The following is a 17903-nucleotide window of genomic DNA, read 5'->3' as shown; positions in this document are numbered from 1 at the left end:
GAATCGGCACCTTGATCATTTCAAGATGATCACTCCGGGACAAGGCTCAATGATCGCAACGGTCCCGGTCCGGCGAGTACAGGTAGCTGTCCGGGAACTGCTCGGCCGCCAGCGTGCGGCCCACGATGATGACCGCCGTCCGCACCACGCCGGCCTCCTTCGTACGGTCCGCGATGTCGGCCAGCGTGCCGCGCAGGACCAGCTCGTCCGGCCGGCTCGCCATCGCGACGACGGCGGCCGGGCAGTCGGAGCCGTAGTGCGGGGTCAGTTCGGCGACGACCCGGTCGACGTAGCGGGCGGCCAGGTGCAGGACCAGCAGGGCGCCGCTGCGGCCCAGGGTCGCCAGGTCCTCGCCCTTCGGCATGGGCGTGGCCTGCTGGGCGATGCGGGTCAGGACGACCGTCTGGCCGACGGTGGGGACGGTGAGTTCCCGCTTCAGCGCGGCCGCCGCGGCGGCGAACGCCGGGACCCCCGGCACGACCTCGTACGGGATGCCCGCCGCGTCCAGGCGCCTCATCTGCTCGGCCACGGCGCTGAAGACGGACGGGTCGCCCGAGTGCAGCCGGGCGACGTCGTGCCCCTCCTCGTGGGCGCGGACGAGTTCCGCGGTGATGGCGTCCAGGTCGAGGCGGGCCGTGTCGACGAGCCGGGCGTCCGGCGGGCATTCCGCGAGCAGCTCACGCGGCACGAGCGACCCCGCGTACAGGCACACCTTGCAGGAGGCGAGGGTGCGCGCGCCGCGCACGGTGATCAGGTCGGCGGCGCCGGGGCCCGCACCGATGAAATAGACGGTCATCCTTCTGTCTCCTGCTTGGTCACGGACCATTGGGTGACCGGCATGGCCTGGCGCCAGCCGGTGAAGCCGCCCACCGGTACGGCGTGGGCGACAGCGAGCCGTACGAGCTCACCGCCGTGGCGCCGGTAGCGGTCGGCGAGCAGCGCCTCGGACTCGAGCGTCACGGTGTTGGCGACGAGCCGGCCGCCCGGCCGCAGGGCGGCCCAGCAGGCGTCCAGCAGGCCGGGGGCGGTGAGGCCGCCGCCGATGAACACGGCGTCGGGGGCCGGCAGGTCCGCCAGCCCGGCCGGCGCGGCGGCGGTGACGACGCGGAGGGCCGGCACGCCGAGCGCGGCGGCGTTGCGGGCGATGCGCCCCGCCCGCTCCGGGGAGCGTTCCACGGTGACGGCGCGGCAGGAGCGGTGCGTGCGCATCCACTCGATGCCGATGGAACCGGATCCGCCGCCGACGTCCCACAGCAGCTCGCCGGGTGCGGGCGCGAGCGCGGCGAGCGTCGCGGCCCGGACATGCCGCTTGGTGAGCTGGCCGTCGTTCTCGTACGCCTCGTCGGGCAGGCCGGGGACGGCGCCGACGCGGAGGGCACCGGCGGAGCGCACGCACTCGACGGCGATGACGTTCAGCGGGTCGCCGGGCGGATGGGGCCAGTCCTGGGCGGTGCCGTCCAGGCGGTGCTCCCGTCCGGAGCCGAGCTGTTCGAGGACGGTGAGCCGGCTGGGGCCGAAGCCGCGCTCGCGCAGCAGCGCGGCGACCTCGCCGGGCGTGGCCGCGCCGGCGCTGAGGACCAGCACGCGCCGGCCGTGATGGAGGGTGGCCGCCAGGGAGGGGAGCGGCCGGCCGACGAGCGTCACGGTCTCCGTGTCCTCCTGCGGCCAGCCGAGCCGGGCGCAGGCGTACGAGACGGACGACGGGTGCGGCAGGACGCGCAGCCGCTCGGGGCCGGCCGTCTCGGCGAGGGCGCGGCCGACGCCGTAGAACATGGGGTCGCCGCTGGCCAGCACGGCGAGACGGCGCCCGCCCCGGGTGTGCTCGGCGAGCAGCCGGGGCACGGCGGGACGCAGCGGCGAGGGCCAGACGACGCGCTCGCCCCGGCACTCGGCGGGCAGCAGGGCGAGCTGCCGGTCGCCGCCGATGACGACGTCCGCGGCGGCGAGGGCGGCGCGGGAGGGGTCCGGGAGCCCGGCCCAGCCGTCCGCGCCGATGCCGACGACGGTCACGGGCGGGGTGGATGCGGGGCTGCTCACGGGCTGGAACCCTACCGGCCGGTCGCCCCGGGCCACACGTGGGGCAGCACCGCGGGCCGGCTCGTAGGGTCGGGGCATGACCGACAGGGAGCCCGGCGCCGTACCGGGCGGGCCGCTCGACCTGACGCTGCTGCGGACGTTCCTCGCGGTGCACCGCTCCGGTTCGTTCACGGCGGCCGCACGGCTGGTCGGGCTGTCGCAGCCGACGGTCACGGCGCAGATCCGGGCACTGGAGCGGCAGTTGGGGCGGGAACTGTTCGCGCGCCGGGCGCGCGGCGTGACGCCGACTGCGGTGGCGGACGACCTCGCCGCCCGGGTCGCCGGCCCGCTGGACGCGCTGGAGACGGTGACGGCCCGGCCGGTGGACGGCGCTCCCGCCGAGCCGGTACGGCTGGGCGGGCCGGCCGAGCTGCTCTGCGTCCGGGTGCTGCCGGCTTTGGCGCCGCTGGTCGCCGAGCGGGGTGTGGTGCTGCGCACCGCGACCGGCCTGACCGACGCGCTGCTGGAGGGGCTCCGGGCGGGCCACCACGACCTGGTGCTCTCGACGCACCGGCCGCGTGGCCGGGCGCTGGTGGCGGCGCCGCTGATGGACGAGGAGTTCGTGCTGGTCGCGGCGCCGGTGTGGGCGGACCGGATCGGCGCGGTGCGGCCCGCCGCGGAGGGCGCGGCGGCGCTGCGCGGCGTGCCCCTGGTGACGTACGCGGAGGACCTGCCGATCGCACGGCGCTACTGGCGGCATGTGTTCGGCACCCGGCTGACCGCCCAGGCCGCGGCCACGGTGCCCGATCTGCGCGGTGTGCTGGCGGCGGTGGCGGCGGGCGCCGGGATCAGTGTGCTGCCGCGCTACCTGTGCGCGGGCGAGCTGGCGGCGGGGACGGTCGTACCGCTGCTCACGCCCGAGGACCCGCCGATCAACACGGGGTATCTGGTCCGGCGTCCGGGCCCCTCGGACAACCCGCATCTGGCGCTGGTGGAGGAGGTGCTGCTGCGCGAGGGGCGTTCCTGGTGAGCCGGCTCCACGGTCCGGTGCGGGGCCGGTGGGCCGGGGTACCCGTCACCGGTGGACGGCCCGGAACAGAAAGGGGCCGGACGCGGTTGACGCGGTGGTTAAATATTCAACCACTATTCGACCGCTGCGAGAGGTGAGCACGATGGAGTTCGGGATCTTCACCGTCGGCGATGTGACGCCCGACCCGACCAACGGCCGTACGCCGACCGAGCACGAGCGGATCAAGGCCATGGTCACCCTCGCCCTCAAGGCCGAGGAGGTGGGACTGGACGTCTTCGCGACCGGTGAACACCACAATCCGCCGTTCGTGCCGTCCTCGCCCACCACGATGCTGGGTTTCGTCGCCGCCCGCACCGAGCGGCTCGTCCTGTCGACGTCGACGACCCTGATCACGACCAACGACCCGGTGAAGATCGCCGAGGACTACGCGATGCTGCAGCACCTCGCGGACGGGCGTGTCGACCTGATGATGGGGCGCGGCAACACCGCCCCCGTCTACCCGTGGTTCGGGCAGGACATCCGGCAGGGCATCCCGCTCGCCGTCGAGAAATACGCCCTCCTCCACAAGCTGTGGAGGGAGGAGAGCGTCGACTGGGAGGGCCACTTCCGCACGCCCCTGGAGGGCTTCACCGCCACACCGCGGCCCCTGGACGGCGTCCCGCCCTTCGTCTGGCACGGCTCCATCCGCTCCCCCGAGATCGCCGAACAGGCCGCGTACTACGGCGACGGGTTCTTCCACAACAACATCTTCTGGCCCATGGAGCACACCAGGAACATGGTCGGGCTCTACCGGCGGCGGTACGCACACTACGGGCACGGCACCCCCGAGCAGGCCGTCGTCGGCCTCGGCGGCCAGGTCTTCATGCGACGGAACTCCCAAGACGCCGTCCGGGAGTTCCGGCCCTACTTCGACAACGCACCCGTCTACGGACACGGCCCGTCCCTGGAGGAGTTCACCGAGCAGACGCCGCTGACCGTCGGCTCCCCCCAGCAGGTCATCGAGCGGACGCTCGGCTTCCGCGATGCTGTCGGCGACTACCAGCGCCAGCTGTTCCTGATGGACCACGCCGGGCTGCCGCTCAAGACGGTCCTCGAACAGCTCGACATCCTCGGCGAGGAGGTCGTCCCGGTCCTCCGCAAGGAGTTCGCCGACCGCCGCCCGGCCGGGGTCCCCGCGACGGCGCCGCGCCACCCGGCCCTGGACCGCGGCCCGGAGACGTGAGCCCGTCCTGCCGGGGTACACGGGTCGCCGTACACCGGAACGCACGAACGAAGCGGAGGTCGGCATGGCAGCGGGAACGGGCAGGATCGTGGTCGGCGTGGACGGCTCCGAGCCGTCCCTGCGGGCGCTGACGTGGGCCGCGCGCCAGGCGGCGCTCACCGGTGACGTGCTGGAGGCCGTCATCGGCTGGGAGTACCCGGCCACCGGATGGACGGCCATGGCGCCCGGGGTCCCACCCACCTCGTACACGCCGCAGTACGACGCGGAGGACGTCGCCCGCCGGACGCTCGACGAGGCCCTGGACAAGACGCTCGACCCGGCCGCGGCCGTCGCCGTCGACCGCCGCGTGATCGCCGGGCACGCCGCGCAGGCCCTGCTGGAGCGGGCCGAGGGGGCCGCCCTGCTGGTGGTCGGCGACCGCGGCTACAGCGGCTTCAAGGCGGCGCTGCTCGGCTCCGTGAGCCTCCACCTCACCCAGCACGCCCCGTGCCCCGTGGTCGTGGTGCGCGGCGAGGACGCCGACTGACGAACCTCGCGGCCCGCGCCGGGGGACGGACGGCGCCGACCGGGAGGCGGAGGGCGGACGCGTCCGCTCGGACGGCGACGGACTGCGACCGGCGGCGAACGGTCCCGGACGGACCGCGACGGAGGGCGACGGAGGGCAGGCACGCTCCGACGGCGGCGGACGCGGCCGCGCGGGCTGCCGCGGCGGGCCGAACCGGGCGCATGCCACCGGCGGCGGACGCGCTGCCCCGGCGGCGGACAGGGCCGGGCGGGTTTTTTCACGAGCCGATTGTCAGTAGGGGCTTCTATCGTTTTCGGGCATGACCCCTGCACTCATCGGGCGTGATCACCCCGCAGGCGTCCTCCGGTCGGAGATCGGCCGGGCGACGGACAGCCACGGCGGACTGGTGCTGGTCACCGGCGAGGCCGGGATCGGCAAGACCGCCCTGGTCACAGAGGCGGCGGACGAGGCACGGCGGCGCGGTGCCCTGGTGCTCGGCGGGTCCTGCTGGGACGCCGCGGGTGCCGCGGGGGCGCCCGGGTACTGGCCGTGGGTGCAGGTCGTACGCGGCCTGCGGCGCGCGGTGCCGGCCGAGGAGTGGGCCGCGGTCGAGCGGGCGGCAGGCGGGCGGCTGGCGGTGCTGCTCGGCGAGGCGCCGGGCGAGGAGGCCGGGCGGGAGGCGTTCGCCCTGTACGACGCGGTGACCACCGCGCTCGTGACCGTCTCGCACGGCCGGCCGGTCGTGGTCGTGCTGGACGATCTGCACTGGGCCGACCCGGCGTCGCTGCGGCTGCTCGCCTTCGCGGCCCAGCACACCTGGTTCGAACGGCTGCTGCTGATCGGGACGTACCGCGACGTGGAGGCGGAGGCGGCCGGACACCCACTGCGCGAACTGATCCTGCCGCTGGCCGCCCGCGCCTCCGCCGCGGTGACGCTGACCGGTCTCGGCCGGGACGAGGTGGGCGCGCTCATGGCGCTGACCGCCGGCCGGGAGCCGGAGGCGGCACTCGTCGCGGAGGTGCACCGGCGGACCGGCGGGAACCCGTTCTTCGTCGAGCAGACGGCCCGGCTGTGGCACGGCGGGGGGCCGGTCACCGCCATCGCGCCCGGGGTGCGGGAAGCCGTGCGGCGGCGCCTCGCGCTGCTGCCCGATCCGGTCGGCGCGATGCTCGTGACGGCGGCCGTGCTGGGGCGGGAGTTCCACCGACGGGTGCTCGCGGCGGTGTTCGGCGCGCCGGTGCCGCACGTCGACCGGCTGCTGGAACGGGCCGTCGCGGCGCGGCTGGTGACGGCGCGGGAGGCGGGGCGGTTCTCGTTCGCCCACGATCTCGTACGCGAGACGCTGTACGAGGCGCTGGACGAGGGCGACGCGCGGCGTCGGCACGCCGGGGTCGTCGAAGCACTGGCGGGGCCTCCGGAGGGGACGGGCAGGGGGCCGGACGGAGAACCCGGCGGGCAGGGTGGGCCCGGCGGGCCGGACGGCGGCTCGCGCGGCGAGTCCGGGGGCGGAGTGCTGCCGGCCGATCTGGCACGGCACGCCTACCTCGCCGGGGACGAACTTCCGTCCGCGCGGCGGGTGGAGTTGCTGACCGCCGCGGCGCGGGACGCGTCCGGCCGGCTCGCGGGCGAGGAGGCCGCCGGCCACTACCGGCGGGCGCTGGAGATCGTGGAGGACCCGCGCCGCGAGACGCTGATCGCCCTCGACCTGGCCGGTGAACTGTGGCACGACGGGGAACGGACCGCCTGCCGGGCGCTCCTGGAGCGGGCAGTGGCGATCGCGCGGCGCCGCGGGGACCCGGAGCTGCTCGCCCGGGTGGCGATCACGCTCCACCGGTTCCAGGGGCTGCCCGGCCCGGAGAAGGACGCGACGGAGCTGTTGCGCGAGGCGTACCGGGCCCTGGTCGGCGGCGGTGGGGCGGAGAACCTGACCCCCGAGGGCATCGCCCAGGAACTGGCCGTGCGGTCCACGGCGCTGGCCCGCGAGAGCGACGACGACGAGGCCCTCGCCTTCTCGCTGTGGGCACGGCACGACTCGATCTGGGGGCTGGGCACCTCCGGGGAACGGCTGGCCCTGACCGCCGAGATGATCGACGTCGCACGGCGCACGGACAACCGCGTCATGGAGCTGCACGCCACCTCCATGCGCTGGGTCACGCTGCTGGAGCTGGGCGACCCCGGCTATCTCGACCAGCTCGACCGGTTCGTCGCGCTCGCCGAGCGCACCGGGATGCGCCGCTTCGAGCTGGGCGTCTCCGTGGACCAGTGCATCATCACCGGGCTGACCGGCCGGTTCACGGAGGCGGACGGGCATCTGGCGGACGTGGACGCGTTCGTGGTCGAGCACAACCCGTACGCGTTCATGGGCCCGCACGTCGGCTGGGGACTGCGGCTGTTGCAGCGGCGGTTCGACGCGGCGGAGACGCTGGTCGGGGTGATGACGGAGAACGGCCATCCGTATCCCCGGCTCGTGGAGGCGGTCACGGCCGTGGAGCGCGGCGACCGTGACCGCGGGGACCACGAGCGCGCGCTGCGGCTGCTGGAGGAGCTGACCCGGCAGGCCGCGGTGGAGCCGTTCCCGCGGTTCTTCGCCCCCCTGTGGATGCGCTTCCGGGCGCAGGCCGCGGCCCTGTCCGGCGACGCGGCGCTGATCGCCGCCGCCCGTGCCCCGCTCGTTCCGTACGCCCGGCAGTGGGTGGTCTCGCTGTACGGCTGCGACATCAGCGGCCCGGTCGACCTCTGGCTGGGGACGCTGTCGGCGGCGGCCGGCGACTGGGACACGGCGGTCGCCGAGCTGACGTCGGCGTACGAGTCCGCGGACCTGCTGCGGGCCCGGCCCTGGGCGCTGCGGGCGCGGGCCACGCTGTCGGCCGTGCTCCGCTCGCGCGGCGGCCCGGACGACGCCCGGCGGGCGGCCGCCCTGGAGGAGGCGGTGCGACGCGAGTCCGGAGAACTGGGCCTGGAAGACCCGGTCACGGCGTGGACGTCGGCCTTCGGGGACCGACCCGCCGCCCCGCGCGAGCCCCGCCCCCGCACGGACGGGACGTTCCGCCGCGAGGGTGCCGTGTGGGCGCTGGAGTTCCAGGGGCGGTCCGTGCACGTGCCCGACGCCAAGGGCCTGCGGGACCTGCACACCCTCCTCGGGCATCCCGGCGCGGACGTGCCCGCCGCCCGGCTGCTCGACCCCGCGGGCGGTGAACCACTGGTGGCGGCCCGCCGGTTCGGCGGTGACCCGGTGCTCGACGACGAGGCCAAGTCCCGCTACCGGCGCCGGCTGGAGGAGCTGGACCAGGAGATGGACCGCGCCTCCGCCCTCGGGGACGACGCCCGCGCCGCCGCCTGCGACCGGGAACGCCAGGCGCTGCTGGACGAACTGCGCGCCGCGGCGGGCCTCGGCGGCCGGACCCGCCGCCTCGGCGACGAGACCGAGCGCGCCCGCAAGACGGTGACCGCCCGCATCCGCGACATGCTGCGCAGACTCGACGCGCTCCACCCCGCCCTCGCCGCGCACCTGCGCGCGTCGATCTCCACCGGCACCTCCTGCGCCTACCGCCCGCCCCGCCCCACGACCTGGCACCTGTGACCCGCGGGGCCCCCGGCCCGACCGATGCTGGGCCTTCCCGCGCGGGGAAGGTCAAGGAAGGACTCCATCAGGCGGCGTGCCCCGGCGGCTACTTGCGGTTGTACAGCCGCATCGTCACCGCGCCGAACACCGTCACGAACAGGGCCGCCCAGCCCAGGGACCAGGCGATGTCGGCGGCCGGCCAGTTGCCGGCCATCAGTTCGCGGACGGCGGTGGCGACATGGGTGACCGGACTGTTGTTGACGAACGCCTGCAGCCAGCCGGGCATGGTCCTCGGGTCGACGAAGACATTGCTCAGGAACGTCAGCGGGAAGATCACCATCATGCTGACGCCCATCACGGACTTCTCGGTGCGCAGCAGCAGGCCGAACATCGTCCAGATCCAGGAGAAGGCGAACGAGAAGACCATCAGCAGCGCCACCCCGGCGAGGACCCCCACCGGGCCGCCGTGCGGGCGGTAGCCGATGATCAGGCCCACCGTGATCATCACGGCGGAGGCGATCAGATAGCGGACCACGTCACCGAGGAGGTAGCCGACCATCGGGGCGGGGCGCCAGATCGGCAGGGTGCGGAAGCGGTCGAAGACGCCCTTGGCGATGTCGGTGTTGACGGCCACCCCGGTGTACATGGTGATCATCACCACGCTCATGGTGAGGATGCCGGGCAGCAGGAACTGGATGTACTCCGTGACCGAGCCCGCCAGTGCCCCTCCGAAGAGGTACGTGTACATCAGCACCATCATGATGGGGAACGCCGTGACGTCGAAGAGCTGCTCCGGCACATGCTTGATCTTCAGCATGGCCCGCCAGCCGAACGTCATGGACGCGGACAGGGCCGTCGGCCGCGGTGGGCGTTCTCCGGCGACGAGCAGCGCCGCCAGGTCTTCCGTGCGGGGCGCGGCGAACGCCGCGTCCTCGGTCCTGCCTGCGGTGGTGACGGTGCTCATGCCACGGTCTCCTTCGTGTCCGTCCTGTCGGTGAGGGCGAGGAAGACCTCGTCCAGGCTGGGCTGTCCCAGCGCGAAGTTGTCGACGGTGATGCCCGCGCGGGCCAGCTCGGACAGTGCCCTGGCCGCCTGTTCGGCCGCGCCGAGCTCCGTCCCGTGGCCGCCGACCGTCGCGGTCAGGGCCACCGGGTCCGGGTCCAGCTGCACCACCGCGTTCAGCGCGGACGCCAGCACGCGCTCCGCGTCCGGGCGCCGGTCGGCGTCGCGCAGCCGGACGTGCACGGAACCGGCGCCGACCGACGCCTTGAGTTCGCCCTTGGTGCCTTCGGCGATGACCCGGCCGTGGTCGATCACCGCGATGCGGGACGCCAGTTGGTCCGCCTCGTCCAGGTACTGCGTGGTCAGCAGCACGGTCGTGCCCTGGGCGACGACCGCCCGCACGATGTCCCACACCTGGTTGCGGCTGCGCGGGTCGAGGCCGGTGGTCGGCTCGTCGAGGAACAGCAGATCGGGGGTGTTGAGGATGGACGCGGCGATGTCGATACGGCGCCGCATGCCGCCCGAGTAGTTCTTCACCTGCCGGTCGGCCGCCTCCGACAGACCGAACGCCGCCAGCAGTTGGGCGGCCCGCTCCCGCGCGGCCGGTTTGGCGTGGCCGAGGAGACGGCCCAGCAGGATCAGGTTCTCGGTGCCCGTGAGGTCCTCGTCGACCGAGGCGTACTGTCCGGTGAGGCTGACCCGGCCGCGGACCGCGTCGGCGTCCCGCACCACGTCCTTGCCGAAGACACGGGCCTCGCCGCCGTCGGGCCGCAGCAGCGTCGCCAGCATCTTCACGGCGGTGGTCTTGCCGGCGCCGTTGGGGCCGAGGACGCCGTAGACCGTGCCCGCCGGGACACGCAGATCGACGCCGTCCACGGCCCTGTTGTCGCCGAAGACCTTCACCAGGCCTTCCGTCTCGATGGCCAGTTCCGTACCTGTCGCTGTCATGTGTCCGGTTCCTTAGGAGATGTAAGGGCGCACGGCACGCGCGTCCCGGAGGGCGAGGCCCCACCAGCCGAGCTGGTCGAGCATCAGGCCGACCGCGCGGTCGCGGTCGTCGTCGGTCAGTGCGTGGGGGGCCGGCCGGGCCGGGTCGTCGAGCGGGAGGTCGAGCAGGTTGAGGAACACCCCGTTGCGCAGCGTCACGGTGTGCAGCTCGGTGAAGACCGACCGGAGCTGCTCCACGGCGTACAGTCCGGTCGACCCGTGCCCGTACCCCACGAAGGCGACGGGCTTGGTGTGCCACTCGTCGTAGGCGTAGTCGATGGCCTGCTTGAGGGAGGCCGGGAAGGAGCGGTTGTATTCCGGCGTCACGATCACGAACGCGTCGGCCCGGCCCACTTCGGCGGTGAACTCCCGTATCTGGGCGGTGGCCCGGTCCGGGTACCGCGCCGGGAAGTCGTAGGCGACGAGGTCGAGGACGGTGAGCTCCAGGTCGGTCCGCCCGGCCGCCCGGGCTGCGAACCAGCGCGCGACCGCGTCCCCGACCCGGCCCTCGCGCGTGCTGCCGACGATGACCGCGACACGCAGCGGCTCCGGCATGGCCGCCTCCCTTCGTCGCCGGTGCGGGCGGCCGCGGGCGCGGCCGTCACCCATGAGGCGCGAGACAGCGGCGCGCGGCCGCCAGATCGGATCCAGCGGCCGCGCGAGGTGACGGCCGGACGGGTGCGCGGGTCGGCGCCGGGGGCGCGCGTCTCACCCGGAGGTGCCCTCACCCAGAGGTGCCCTCGCCCCGTGCGTTCTCACTCGTGGGTGTAGAACACGTAGAACGTCCCGAGGGCCACTCCGGCACCCACCACCAGCCCCAGAACCACGCCCGACAGGACGCTCGCGTCCGACAGGCTGTAGAGGAAGCCCACCGACGCTCCGGCGAGCCCGCCGTAGGCGGCCGCTCTCGCTTCGCGGGGCAGGGCCTTCTGGTAGCGGCCGAGGAGGTAGCACAGCGCGCCGAAGACGAAGGCGCTGACGAAGCCGAGCAGGATCTGCCCGCCGGTGATCGGGCCGTCGCCGGACCGGGCGATGAACTGGGTGTAGAAGCCGTAGAAGATGCCCAGCGCGAGCGGCAGCGCCCAGGAGCGGACGGTGGTGCGGCGGGTGGTCGTGCGACGGGCGCGGCGGTGCCGTGCGGGCGCCGTTGCGGGTGCGGCCATGACGGAGCTCCTTCCCAGTCACCCCTCATCCAGAGGACACCCGCGATCGCCGGGCGGCAAGTGGAGCGGCCGGCAACCCCGTGTTGCGAGGCTTCGTCCTTCAGGGAGGAGCCGTCTTCCGGAAGGATGCTCGGTGCCCGGCAGACCGCGACAGGGAGGTTCACCCCGTGGACAGCGACCAGGCGTCGCCGACCCCTCCCCGCGACCCGGCGTCGCCCACCCCTCCCGACGGACCGGCATCGCCCACCCCTCCCCGCGACCCGGCATCGCCCACCCCTCCCCGCGGACCGGCCCGGCCGCGGACCGGTGGACGGCCGCTCTCCCGTCCTGCCGTGGCCTGGGCCGCCGGGCTGCTGCTCGCCGTGCCCACCGCCGTCACCGGCTGCCGGCTCCTCGGCACGGACGGCGTCACCCCCCTGCCGCAGCTCCTCGCCTTCCTGCCGTGGCTCACCGTGCCGGCCGGCCTCGCGCTGCTGCTCACCCTGGCCGGCCGGCGTCCGGTACTCGCCGGCTGGGCGGCGCTCGTGCTCGCCGCCACGGCCTGGTTCGTACGGCCGTACGGCCCGGACAGCACCCGCGCGGAAGGGCCGGTCACGGCGCGCCTGCGCGTACTGGCCGCCAACGTCGAGTTCGGCGCGGCGGCCCCGGAACTCCTCGCCGCCGTCCGGCGCGAGCGGCCCGATCTGGTCTTCGTCTCCGAGTGCGACCCGGCCTGCGCCCGCACCCTGGCCGCGGCCCTCCCGTACCGCGTCCAGGTCGCGGCGCCCGGCTCCGCGGGCTCGGTCGTCCTCGGCGACCGCCCGCTCGCCGGGGAGCCGCCGCTGCCGGGCAGCATGGGCATGCCCGGGGCATCGGCGCGGATCGGCGGCCGGGAGGTGCGCCTGCAGCTCGCGCACCCCATGCCGCCGCTGCCCGGCCAGGTGTCCGTGTGGAAGCGCGAGCTCGGCCTGCTGCGCTCGTTCGCGGCCGAACGGCGCGGGCGCCCCACCCTGCTGGCCGGTGACTTCAACGCCACCCAGGACCATGCCGCGTTCCGGGCCGTGCTCGACTCCGGAACCCTGCACGACGGCGCCCGGCTGGCCGGGGCCTGGCGCACCGCGTCCTGGCCGCAGGACGGCCCGCTGCCGCCCTTCGCACAGATCGACCACATCCTGGTCAGCGACCACTTCTCCGTGCGCGGCGCCCGTTTCCTCGACCTGTCCCGCACCGACCACCGGGCCCTGCTCGTCGACCTCGACCTGCACGACCGGCCCTGATCCGGAAAGGTGGAGGTCATGGACGACGAGCGGACCCGACCTCATCGGTGCCCTCGTCCGTGAGGACCGCGCCCTGCGCGACCGGGCCGCGGGCCACCGGCGACGAGCGGGCGCGACCGCACTCCCCGAAAGCCCAACGGGACCGGCACCGGGCGCTGTTGCGTCGACGGCGCGCCAAGGAGAAGGCCGGCGAGAACCCGGACGCGCGGCGCCCGCCCGCCCGGTGGGGTCGAGGGCCACCGCCGGCCGACCGGCCCGGACCGCGCGCCGGCGGGCCCCGGCCCCGGTGGCGCGACGCAGGGTGCCCGTCGTGGACGGGTTCCTTCCGGGTGACGTCACCACGGGTCCGGCGCCCTACTACGATGCGCACGATCCACGCGTGCCGCCGCATGCGCGGCCCGCTCACGACCTACCGCCATTTGCCATGCCATACAAGGACATTCGCGATGCGCAGCACTCCTGGCAGAGGGCTCCAGCCCAATGTCCTCGGTACGTTCGACACGATCGTGATGGCGGTCGCGGGCAGTGCCCCGGCGTACTCGCTGGCCGCCACCACCGCCGTCCTCGTCGGGGCCGTGGGGCTGGCGTCCCCGGCCGCGCTGCTGTACTGCGCGATCCCCATGCTCGGCATCGTGCTGGCGTTCAGCCGGCTCGGCCGGATCGACGTCAACGCCGGCGCCAGCTATTCCTGGGTGGGCCGGACGCTCCACCCCTTCCTGGGCTTCCTCTCCGGCTGGGCCCTGGTGGTGGCCGCCACGCTGTTCATGGCCGCCGGTTCGCTGCCGGCCGGCTCGCTCACCCTGGCGCTCTTCGACGCGGAGCTCGCCGGTGACACCGCCCTGGCCGCCACCGTCGGCGCGGGCTGGTTCCTGATGATGCTGCTGGTGGTCCTGGGCGGTGCCCGGCTCACCGTACGGGCGCAACTGCTGATGTCGGGTGTCGAGTTGGCGATCCTCGTCCTGTTCATCGGCGGTGTACTGATGCACCGTGGTTCGGCGGTCGCCTTCGACTGGTCCTGGCTGGGCTTCGGGCACTTCGACGGGGTGTCCGGGTTCGCGTCCGGCGCGCTGATCGCCGCCTTCTACTACTGGGGCTGGGACGTCACCAGCAACCTCAGCGAGGAGACCCGGGACAGCCGCCGCACCGCCGGCTTCGCCGCGCTGATCGGCATGGGTGTGGTCTTCCTGCTCTTCGAGGCGTTCACGATCGCCGTCAACGTCGTCCTCGCGGCCGACGACATCACTGCCGGCGGGGCAAACGTGCTGTCCCTGCTCGGGGACGCCGTCTGGCCCGGAGTCGGCGGGAAGCTGCTGATCGTGGCGGTACTGCTGTCCACGGTCGCCACCCTGGAGACCACGCTGATCCAGGTGACGCGTTCCCTGTTCGCGATGGGCCGGGACCGCACGCTGCCGGCCGCGCTCGGCACCGTCCACCGCCGCTGGAACACCCCGTGGGTGGCGATCGCCGCCGTCGGCGCCGTGGCGCTGCTGATGCTCGCGGCGGCGACGGCGCTCGGCTCCGTCGGCGAGATCCTCACCCACGCGGTCAGCGGGATCGGCCTGCTCATCGCCTTCTACTACGCACTCGCGGGGATCGCGGCGGTGGTCGCCTACCGGGGGATGCTGCTGACGTCCGTGCGGCACTTCGTGCTCGGCGGCGCCTGGCCGCTGCTCGGCGCCGCCTTCATGCTGTGGATCTTCTTCGAGTCGCTCGGTGAACTGAGCGGTGCCTCGGTGGCCATCGGTCTGGGCGGGATCGTCGCCGGACTCGTACCGATGGTCCTTTACTGGCGGAGGGGCAGTTCGTACTACCGTCCGGCGAAGCTGGACGCGACGCGGGCACTGGCGGCGGCCGAGCCGTACGCCGTACCACCACAGCGTCGGCAGGGAAACGGGAGCGAGACCCTGGCGACCGACTTCTGACGGGGGGACAGGGACATGGCAGCACGCCGCCGTTCCGCGCGTTTTCAGCCGGACTTCGACCCGGACTTCGGCGACCGCGCCCTCACCGAGGCGCGGCACGACATCGTTATCGGACGCTGGCAGGGCGTACGCGACCTGCTGCGGGACACCGGTGACCAGTGGGCCCTGCGTACCCACCGCGTGCGGCTGCTGGCCCACGCGGCGGCCGACAGCTCGACCGTCGAGGCGTGGCGGGCGGCCGAGCCGGACAACCCGGACGCCGCCGTGATGCGGGCGGCGACCGAGGTCGTACGGGTCTTCAACGAGGCGATCGCGGCGGGGCGCGGCAGCGCCGTGGACCGGGCGCGGCTCGATGTGACGGTCATGGCCTGCCTGTGCGCGGCCGACGCGCGGCCCGCCGACCCCATGCCATGGGTGTCACTGATGACGGTGGCCCGGCTGTACGAGGGCGGGGTCGGCCGGCCCGAGCTGCGCGGCTGGTGGGACGAGCTGCGCCGGCGCGACCCGCACAACCTGGAGGGCCATGTGCAGCTGCTGCGCTACCGGTCGGCTCGCTGGCACGGTACGCACGGCGCCATGTACGACATCGCGCGGGACGCGGCGGGGGCGGCGCCGCCCGGTTCGCCGCTGCCGGTGCTGGTGCAGATCGCCCGGGTGGAGGAGTACCGGTACATCGCGGACGCGGCACGGGGCCGGGGGCCGGTGCGCGGCTTCGACCAGCACTGGAAGCACGAGCTCGCGGCGACGGAGGTCCACCGCACGTGGGAGCGGTGGCTCGGCGGACGGCCGGCCGGCCCGGTGCTGCCCGAGGAGGTCGAGCCGCTCAACTACCTGCTGCACGCCGCCTGTCACGCCGGTCTGGCCGACCTGGCCCGGGAGCTGTTCGGGCTGCTCGGGGCGCGCGCGGCCTGGGTGCCGTGGTCGTACACGGGTGACCCGGCGGAGCAGTTCACGAGGTGGCGCGAACAGGTCCGCGCCACCTCGTGAGGGCGGTCAGACGCCGATGTCGCGTCCGTCCTTGCGGTACACGGCCACGACCGCCGGGCGGACGAGCCGGCCCGGGCCGTCGGGCCAAGTGGAGGCCGGCTTCTCGACGGACGCCCCGTCGACCTCCCCCGGGTGCTGCACGGCCACGAGGACCCGGCGGCTCTGGACGACCGGGCCGCAGGTCTCCGCACCGGCCGGGACGGTGAGGAACTGCTTCAGCTCACCGCGCCGCTCGCCGTGCGTGGCGACACCGAAGAGGCCGTCGTGCGAGCCGAGCTGGTTGCCGTCCGTGGAGAGCCACAGGTTGCCGTGCGGGTCGAAGGTGATGTTGTCCGGGCAGGAGATGGGGCTGACCTTCTCCTTGGGGTAGCCGGCGAAGTAGCTGGCCGGGTCGCCCGGGTCGCCCGCGACGAGGAACAGCCGCCAGGCGAAGCCGTCGGACGCCGGGTCGTCCCAGTGCTCGGCCAGCTCCAGCACATGGCCGTGCTTGTTGATGTTGCGCGGGTTGGCCTCGTCGGCGCCCGCCTTCCCCGCGGCGCCGCGGTCCTTGTTGTTGGTGAGCGCGACGTACACGCGGCCCGTGCGGGGGCTCGGCTCGACGTCCTCGGGGCGGTCCATCTTCGTGGCCCCGACCTTGTCGCCGGCGAGGCGGGTGAAGACGTACACCTCCTCGGCGGTCATACCGGGCACATGGGACGTGTCGCCGGTGGCGAGCGGGATCCACTGGCCGCTGCCGTCGAACTCGCCGTCGTTCGGGAGCCTGCCCGTGCCGTCGACGTCCTGCGGGCTGTCCCCGGTCAGCTTGGCGACGTACAGCGTGCCCTCGTCGAGGAGGGTGAGGTTGTGCTCGCGGGCGCGCCGGGAGCCGCCCTTCATCATCCGCTTGCTCGACACGAACTTGTAGAAGTAGTCGAAGCGCTCGTCGTCGCCCATGTAGACGACGGGGCGGCCGTCGGCGGTCAGGCGCGGCTGGGCGGCCTCGTGCTTGAAGCGGCCGAGGGCGGTGCGCTTGCGGGGCGTGGAGTCCGGGTCGTACGGGTCGAGCTCGACGACCCAGCCGAACCGGTGCGACTCGTTGGGCTCCTGCTTGACGTCGAAGCGCTTGTCGAACCGCTCCCACTTGCGCTCGCTGGCGCCGGAGCCGATGCCGTAGCGCTTGTCGGTGGGGGACGAACCGCCCGCGAAGTACTGGTTGAAGTTCTCCTCGCCGTGGAGCGTGGTGCCCCAGGGGGTGGTGCCGCCGGCGCAGTTGTTGAGCGTGCCGTACACCTTGCGGCCGGTCGGGTCCGCGCTCGTCCTGAGCAGCGCGCCGCCCGCGGCCGGGCCGGTCAGCTCGAACTCGCTGGTGGCGGTGAGACGACGGTTGAGCGGGTGCCGGGTGACGGGCGTGAGCCGGCCGGAGCGGTGCTCCTCCTGCACGACGACCACGGACAGGCCGTGCGCGGCCCAGGCGATCTCCACCTGCTCGCGCGTCGGGTTCTCGGGGTCGTAGCCCCGGAACATCAGGACCTCGTCGGTGTACTCGTGGTTGGCGACGAGCACCTGGCGTGCGTGCTCGCCCTTCAGCGGCAGCAGGGAGAGGAAGTCGTTGTTGTAGCCGAACTGGCCGGCCTGGGCCTTCGCCGTCTGCTTCTCGGCGTCGAAGGCGGGCGCCCCGCGCAGGATGGGCTCGCCCCACCGGATGACGACGCTCTGCGCGTAGCCGTCGGGGACGGTGACCTTGTCGTCCTTGTTGGGCGCGACGGGCGTGAAGCGCAGGCCGCGCGCGCCGCCGCTCGTGCCGCTCCCGCCGCCCGGGTACGCGGCGGCCGCGGCGGCCTCCGCGGCCGGGGCACCCCGCAGCGCCACGGCACCGCCCGCCGCGGTCGCGACGGTCACGACGGCGGCGGCGCGCATCATCGACCGCCTCGACAGAGCGCCGGCTATGACGTCGCCCGCGTACTCGTTGTCGCTGGGGTTGGGCACTTCGTGGAAGCACGCGTCGCCACAGCGGTAGCGACAGGTGAGGGCGGACCGGCCGCCCCCGTGCGAGTTGGTGCTCAGCAGCGGCAGCAGCTTGCGCACGTGGTCCTCCTCCGGCGCACACCGCGCCGACAGTGTGTCGGGAATCCGTTCGTGCGCGACGTTAGGGGCGTACCTCTGCAGACCGGCGGCAACGGGGTGAACGGGGGATGAATGCGGGGCGACCGGGGCGAGGTTGACGCGTTTGCCCCTTGCCTTTCGCCGCCACTCGGGGCGGCTAACCTTACGT

General features: G+C 74.0%; 14 protein-coding genes. 7 read left to right on the top strand and 7 right to left on the bottom strand.

The features are described 5' to 3' along the window. Window positions 1–46 precede the first annotated feature (46 nt). Together cobM and cbiE are read right to left on the bottom strand one after the other, a co-directional pair. Window positions 47–796, bottom strand: a complete 750-nt coding sequence (gene cobM, locus ACY34K_RS21505; RefSeq protein WP_462749449.1) for a precorrin-4 C(11)-methyltransferase — start codon at window positions 794–796, stop codon at window positions 47–49. Continuing rightward, on the bottom strand, window positions 793–2037 hold the full coding sequence (gene cbiE, locus ACY34K_RS21500; RefSeq protein WP_462749447.1) for a precorrin-6y C5,15-methyltransferase (decarboxylating) subunit CbiE: 1245 nt from the start codon (window positions 2035–2037) through the stop codon (window positions 793–795). Before cbiE ends, cobM begins: the two co-directional genes overlap by 4 nt. Window positions 2038–2113: 76 nt before the next feature. Here cbiE and ACY34K_RS21495 point away from each other — a divergent pair, with 76 nt between their 5' ends. The 4 genes from ACY34K_RS21495 (at window position 2114) to ACY34K_RS21480 (ending at window position 8353) form a co-directional block, all read left to right on the top strand. Continuing rightward, complete coding sequence (locus ACY34K_RS21495) at window positions 2114–3046, top strand: LysR family transcriptional regulator (protein WP_462749445.1); 933 nt, start codon at window positions 2114–2116, stop codon at window positions 3044–3046. Window positions 3047–3188: 142 nt separating this feature from the next. Further along, window positions 3189–4268, top strand: a complete 1080-nt coding sequence (locus ACY34K_RS21490) for an LLM class flavin-dependent oxidoreductase (RefSeq protein WP_462749443.1) — start codon at window positions 3189–3191, stop codon at window positions 4266–4268. Between the two features lie 64 nt (window positions 4269–4332). Continuing rightward, window positions 4333–4794, top strand: a complete 462-nt coding sequence (locus ACY34K_RS21485; RefSeq protein WP_462749441.1) for a universal stress protein — start codon at window positions 4333–4335, stop codon at window positions 4792–4794. Window positions 4795–5092: 298 nt separating this feature from the next. Beyond that, on the top strand, window positions 5093–8353 hold the full coding sequence (locus tag ACY34K_RS21480) for an ATP-binding protein (RefSeq protein WP_462749440.1): 3261 nt from the start codon (window positions 5093–5095) through the stop codon (window positions 8351–8353). Window positions 8354–8441: 88 nt separating this feature from the next. On the opposite strand, the gene ACY34K_RS21475 is transcribed toward ACY34K_RS21480, so the two are convergent. The 4 genes from ACY34K_RS21475 to ACY34K_RS21460 form a co-directional block, all read right to left on the bottom strand. Further along, entirely contained in the window at window positions 8442–9299 is an 858-nt protein-coding gene (locus ACY34K_RS21475) for an ABC transporter permease (protein WP_462749438.1), read from the bottom strand. Beyond that, window positions 9296–10285: an ATP-binding cassette domain-containing protein gene (locus ACY34K_RS21470; RefSeq protein ID WP_462749435.1), complete on the bottom strand. Its 990-nt coding sequence runs from the start codon at window positions 10283–10285 to the stop codon at window positions 9296–9298. Before ACY34K_RS21470 ends, ACY34K_RS21475 begins: the two co-directional genes overlap by 4 nt. Window positions 10286–10297: 12 nt before the next feature. After that, on the bottom strand, window positions 10298–10879 hold the full coding sequence (locus tag ACY34K_RS21465; RefSeq protein ID WP_462749434.1) for an NADPH-dependent FMN reductase: 582 nt from the start codon (window positions 10877–10879) through the stop codon (window positions 10298–10300). 200 nt (window positions 10880–11079) lie between these two features. Continuing rightward, the gene (locus ACY34K_RS21460) at window positions 11080–11487 is read right to left on the bottom strand and encodes a hypothetical protein (protein ID WP_462749432.1); all 408 of its coding nucleotides are present in this window, start codon (window positions 11485–11487) and stop codon (window positions 11080–11082) included. Window positions 11488–11819: 332 nt separating this feature from the next. On the opposite strand from ACY34K_RS21460, the gene ACY34K_RS21455 reads away from it, so the two are divergent. From ACY34K_RS21455 to ACY34K_RS21445, 3 genes are all read left to right on the top strand, one after another. After that, complete coding sequence (locus tag ACY34K_RS21455; protein ID WP_462749431.1) at window positions 11820–12743, top strand: endonuclease/exonuclease/phosphatase family protein; 924 nt, start codon at window positions 11820–11822, stop codon at window positions 12741–12743. A gap of 446 nt (window positions 12744–13189) precedes the next feature. Further along, the gene (locus ACY34K_RS21450) at window positions 13190–14665 is read left to right on the top strand and encodes an APC family permease (protein ID WP_462749428.1); all 1476 of its coding nucleotides are present in this window, start codon (window positions 13190–13192) and stop codon (window positions 14663–14665) included. A 15-nt stretch (window positions 14666–14680) separates the two neighbouring features. Continuing rightward, window positions 14681–15652 (top strand): hypothetical protein, encoded by a 972-nt coding sequence (locus ACY34K_RS21445; RefSeq protein ID WP_462749426.1) that lies wholly within the window; start codon window positions 14681–14683, stop codon window positions 15650–15652. Window positions 15653–15658: 6 nt separating this feature from the next. On the opposite strand, the gene ACY34K_RS21440 is transcribed toward ACY34K_RS21445, so the two are convergent. Next, window positions 15659–17716: a PhoX family protein gene (locus ACY34K_RS21440; RefSeq protein WP_462749425.1), complete on the bottom strand. Its 2058-nt coding sequence runs from the start codon at window positions 17714–17716 to the stop codon at window positions 15659–15661. Window positions 17717–17903 lie beyond the last annotated feature (187 nt).

The organism is Streptomyces sp. STAM6 (assembly GCF_054963715.1).
This window is presented reverse-complemented; position numbering and strand designations above follow the sequence as displayed.

What these genes read in the sequence shown, in the direction of transcription:
- cobM (WP_462749449.1), bottom strand. Translation starts at nt 796, where the DNA reads ATGACCGTCTATTTCATCGGTGCGGGCCCCGGCGCCGCCGACCTGATC.
- ACY34K_RS21495 (WP_462749445.1), top strand. Translation starts at nt 2,114, where the DNA reads ATGACCGACAGGGAGCCCGGCGCCGTACCGGGCGGGCCGCTCGACCTG.
- ACY34K_RS21490 (WP_462749443.1), top strand. Translation starts at nt 3,189, where the DNA reads ATGGAGTTCGGGATCTTCACCGTCGGCGATGTGACGCCCGACCCGACC.
- ACY34K_RS21485 (WP_462749441.1), top strand. Translation starts at nt 4,333, where the DNA reads ATGGCAGCGGGAACGGGCAGGATCGTGGTCGGCGTGGACGGCTCCGAG.
- ACY34K_RS21480 (WP_462749440.1), top strand. Translation starts at nt 5,093, where the DNA reads ATGACCCCTGCACTCATCGGGCGTGATCACCCCGCAGGCGTCCTCCGG.
- ACY34K_RS21475 (WP_462749438.1), bottom strand. Translation starts at nt 9,299, where the DNA reads ATGAGCACCGTCACCACCGCAGGCAGGACCGAGGACGCGGCGTTCGCC.
- ACY34K_RS21470 (WP_462749435.1), bottom strand. Translation starts at nt 10,285, where the DNA reads ATGACAGCGACAGGTACGGAACTGGCCATCGAGACGGAAGGCCTGGTG.
- ACY34K_RS21465 (WP_462749434.1), bottom strand. Translation starts at nt 10,879, where the DNA reads ATGCCGGAGCCGCTGCGTGTCGCGGTCATCGTCGGCAGCACGCGCGAG.
- ACY34K_RS21460 (WP_462749432.1), bottom strand. Translation starts at nt 11,487, where the DNA reads ATGGCCGCACCCGCAACGGCGCCCGCACGGCACCGCCGCGCCCGTCGC.
- ACY34K_RS21450 (WP_462749428.1), top strand. Translation starts at nt 13,190, where the DNA reads ATGCGCAGCACTCCTGGCAGAGGGCTCCAGCCCAATGTCCTCGGTACG.
- ACY34K_RS21445 (WP_462749426.1), top strand. Translation starts at nt 14,681, where the DNA reads ATGGCAGCACGCCGCCGTTCCGCGCGTTTTCAGCCGGACTTCGACCCG.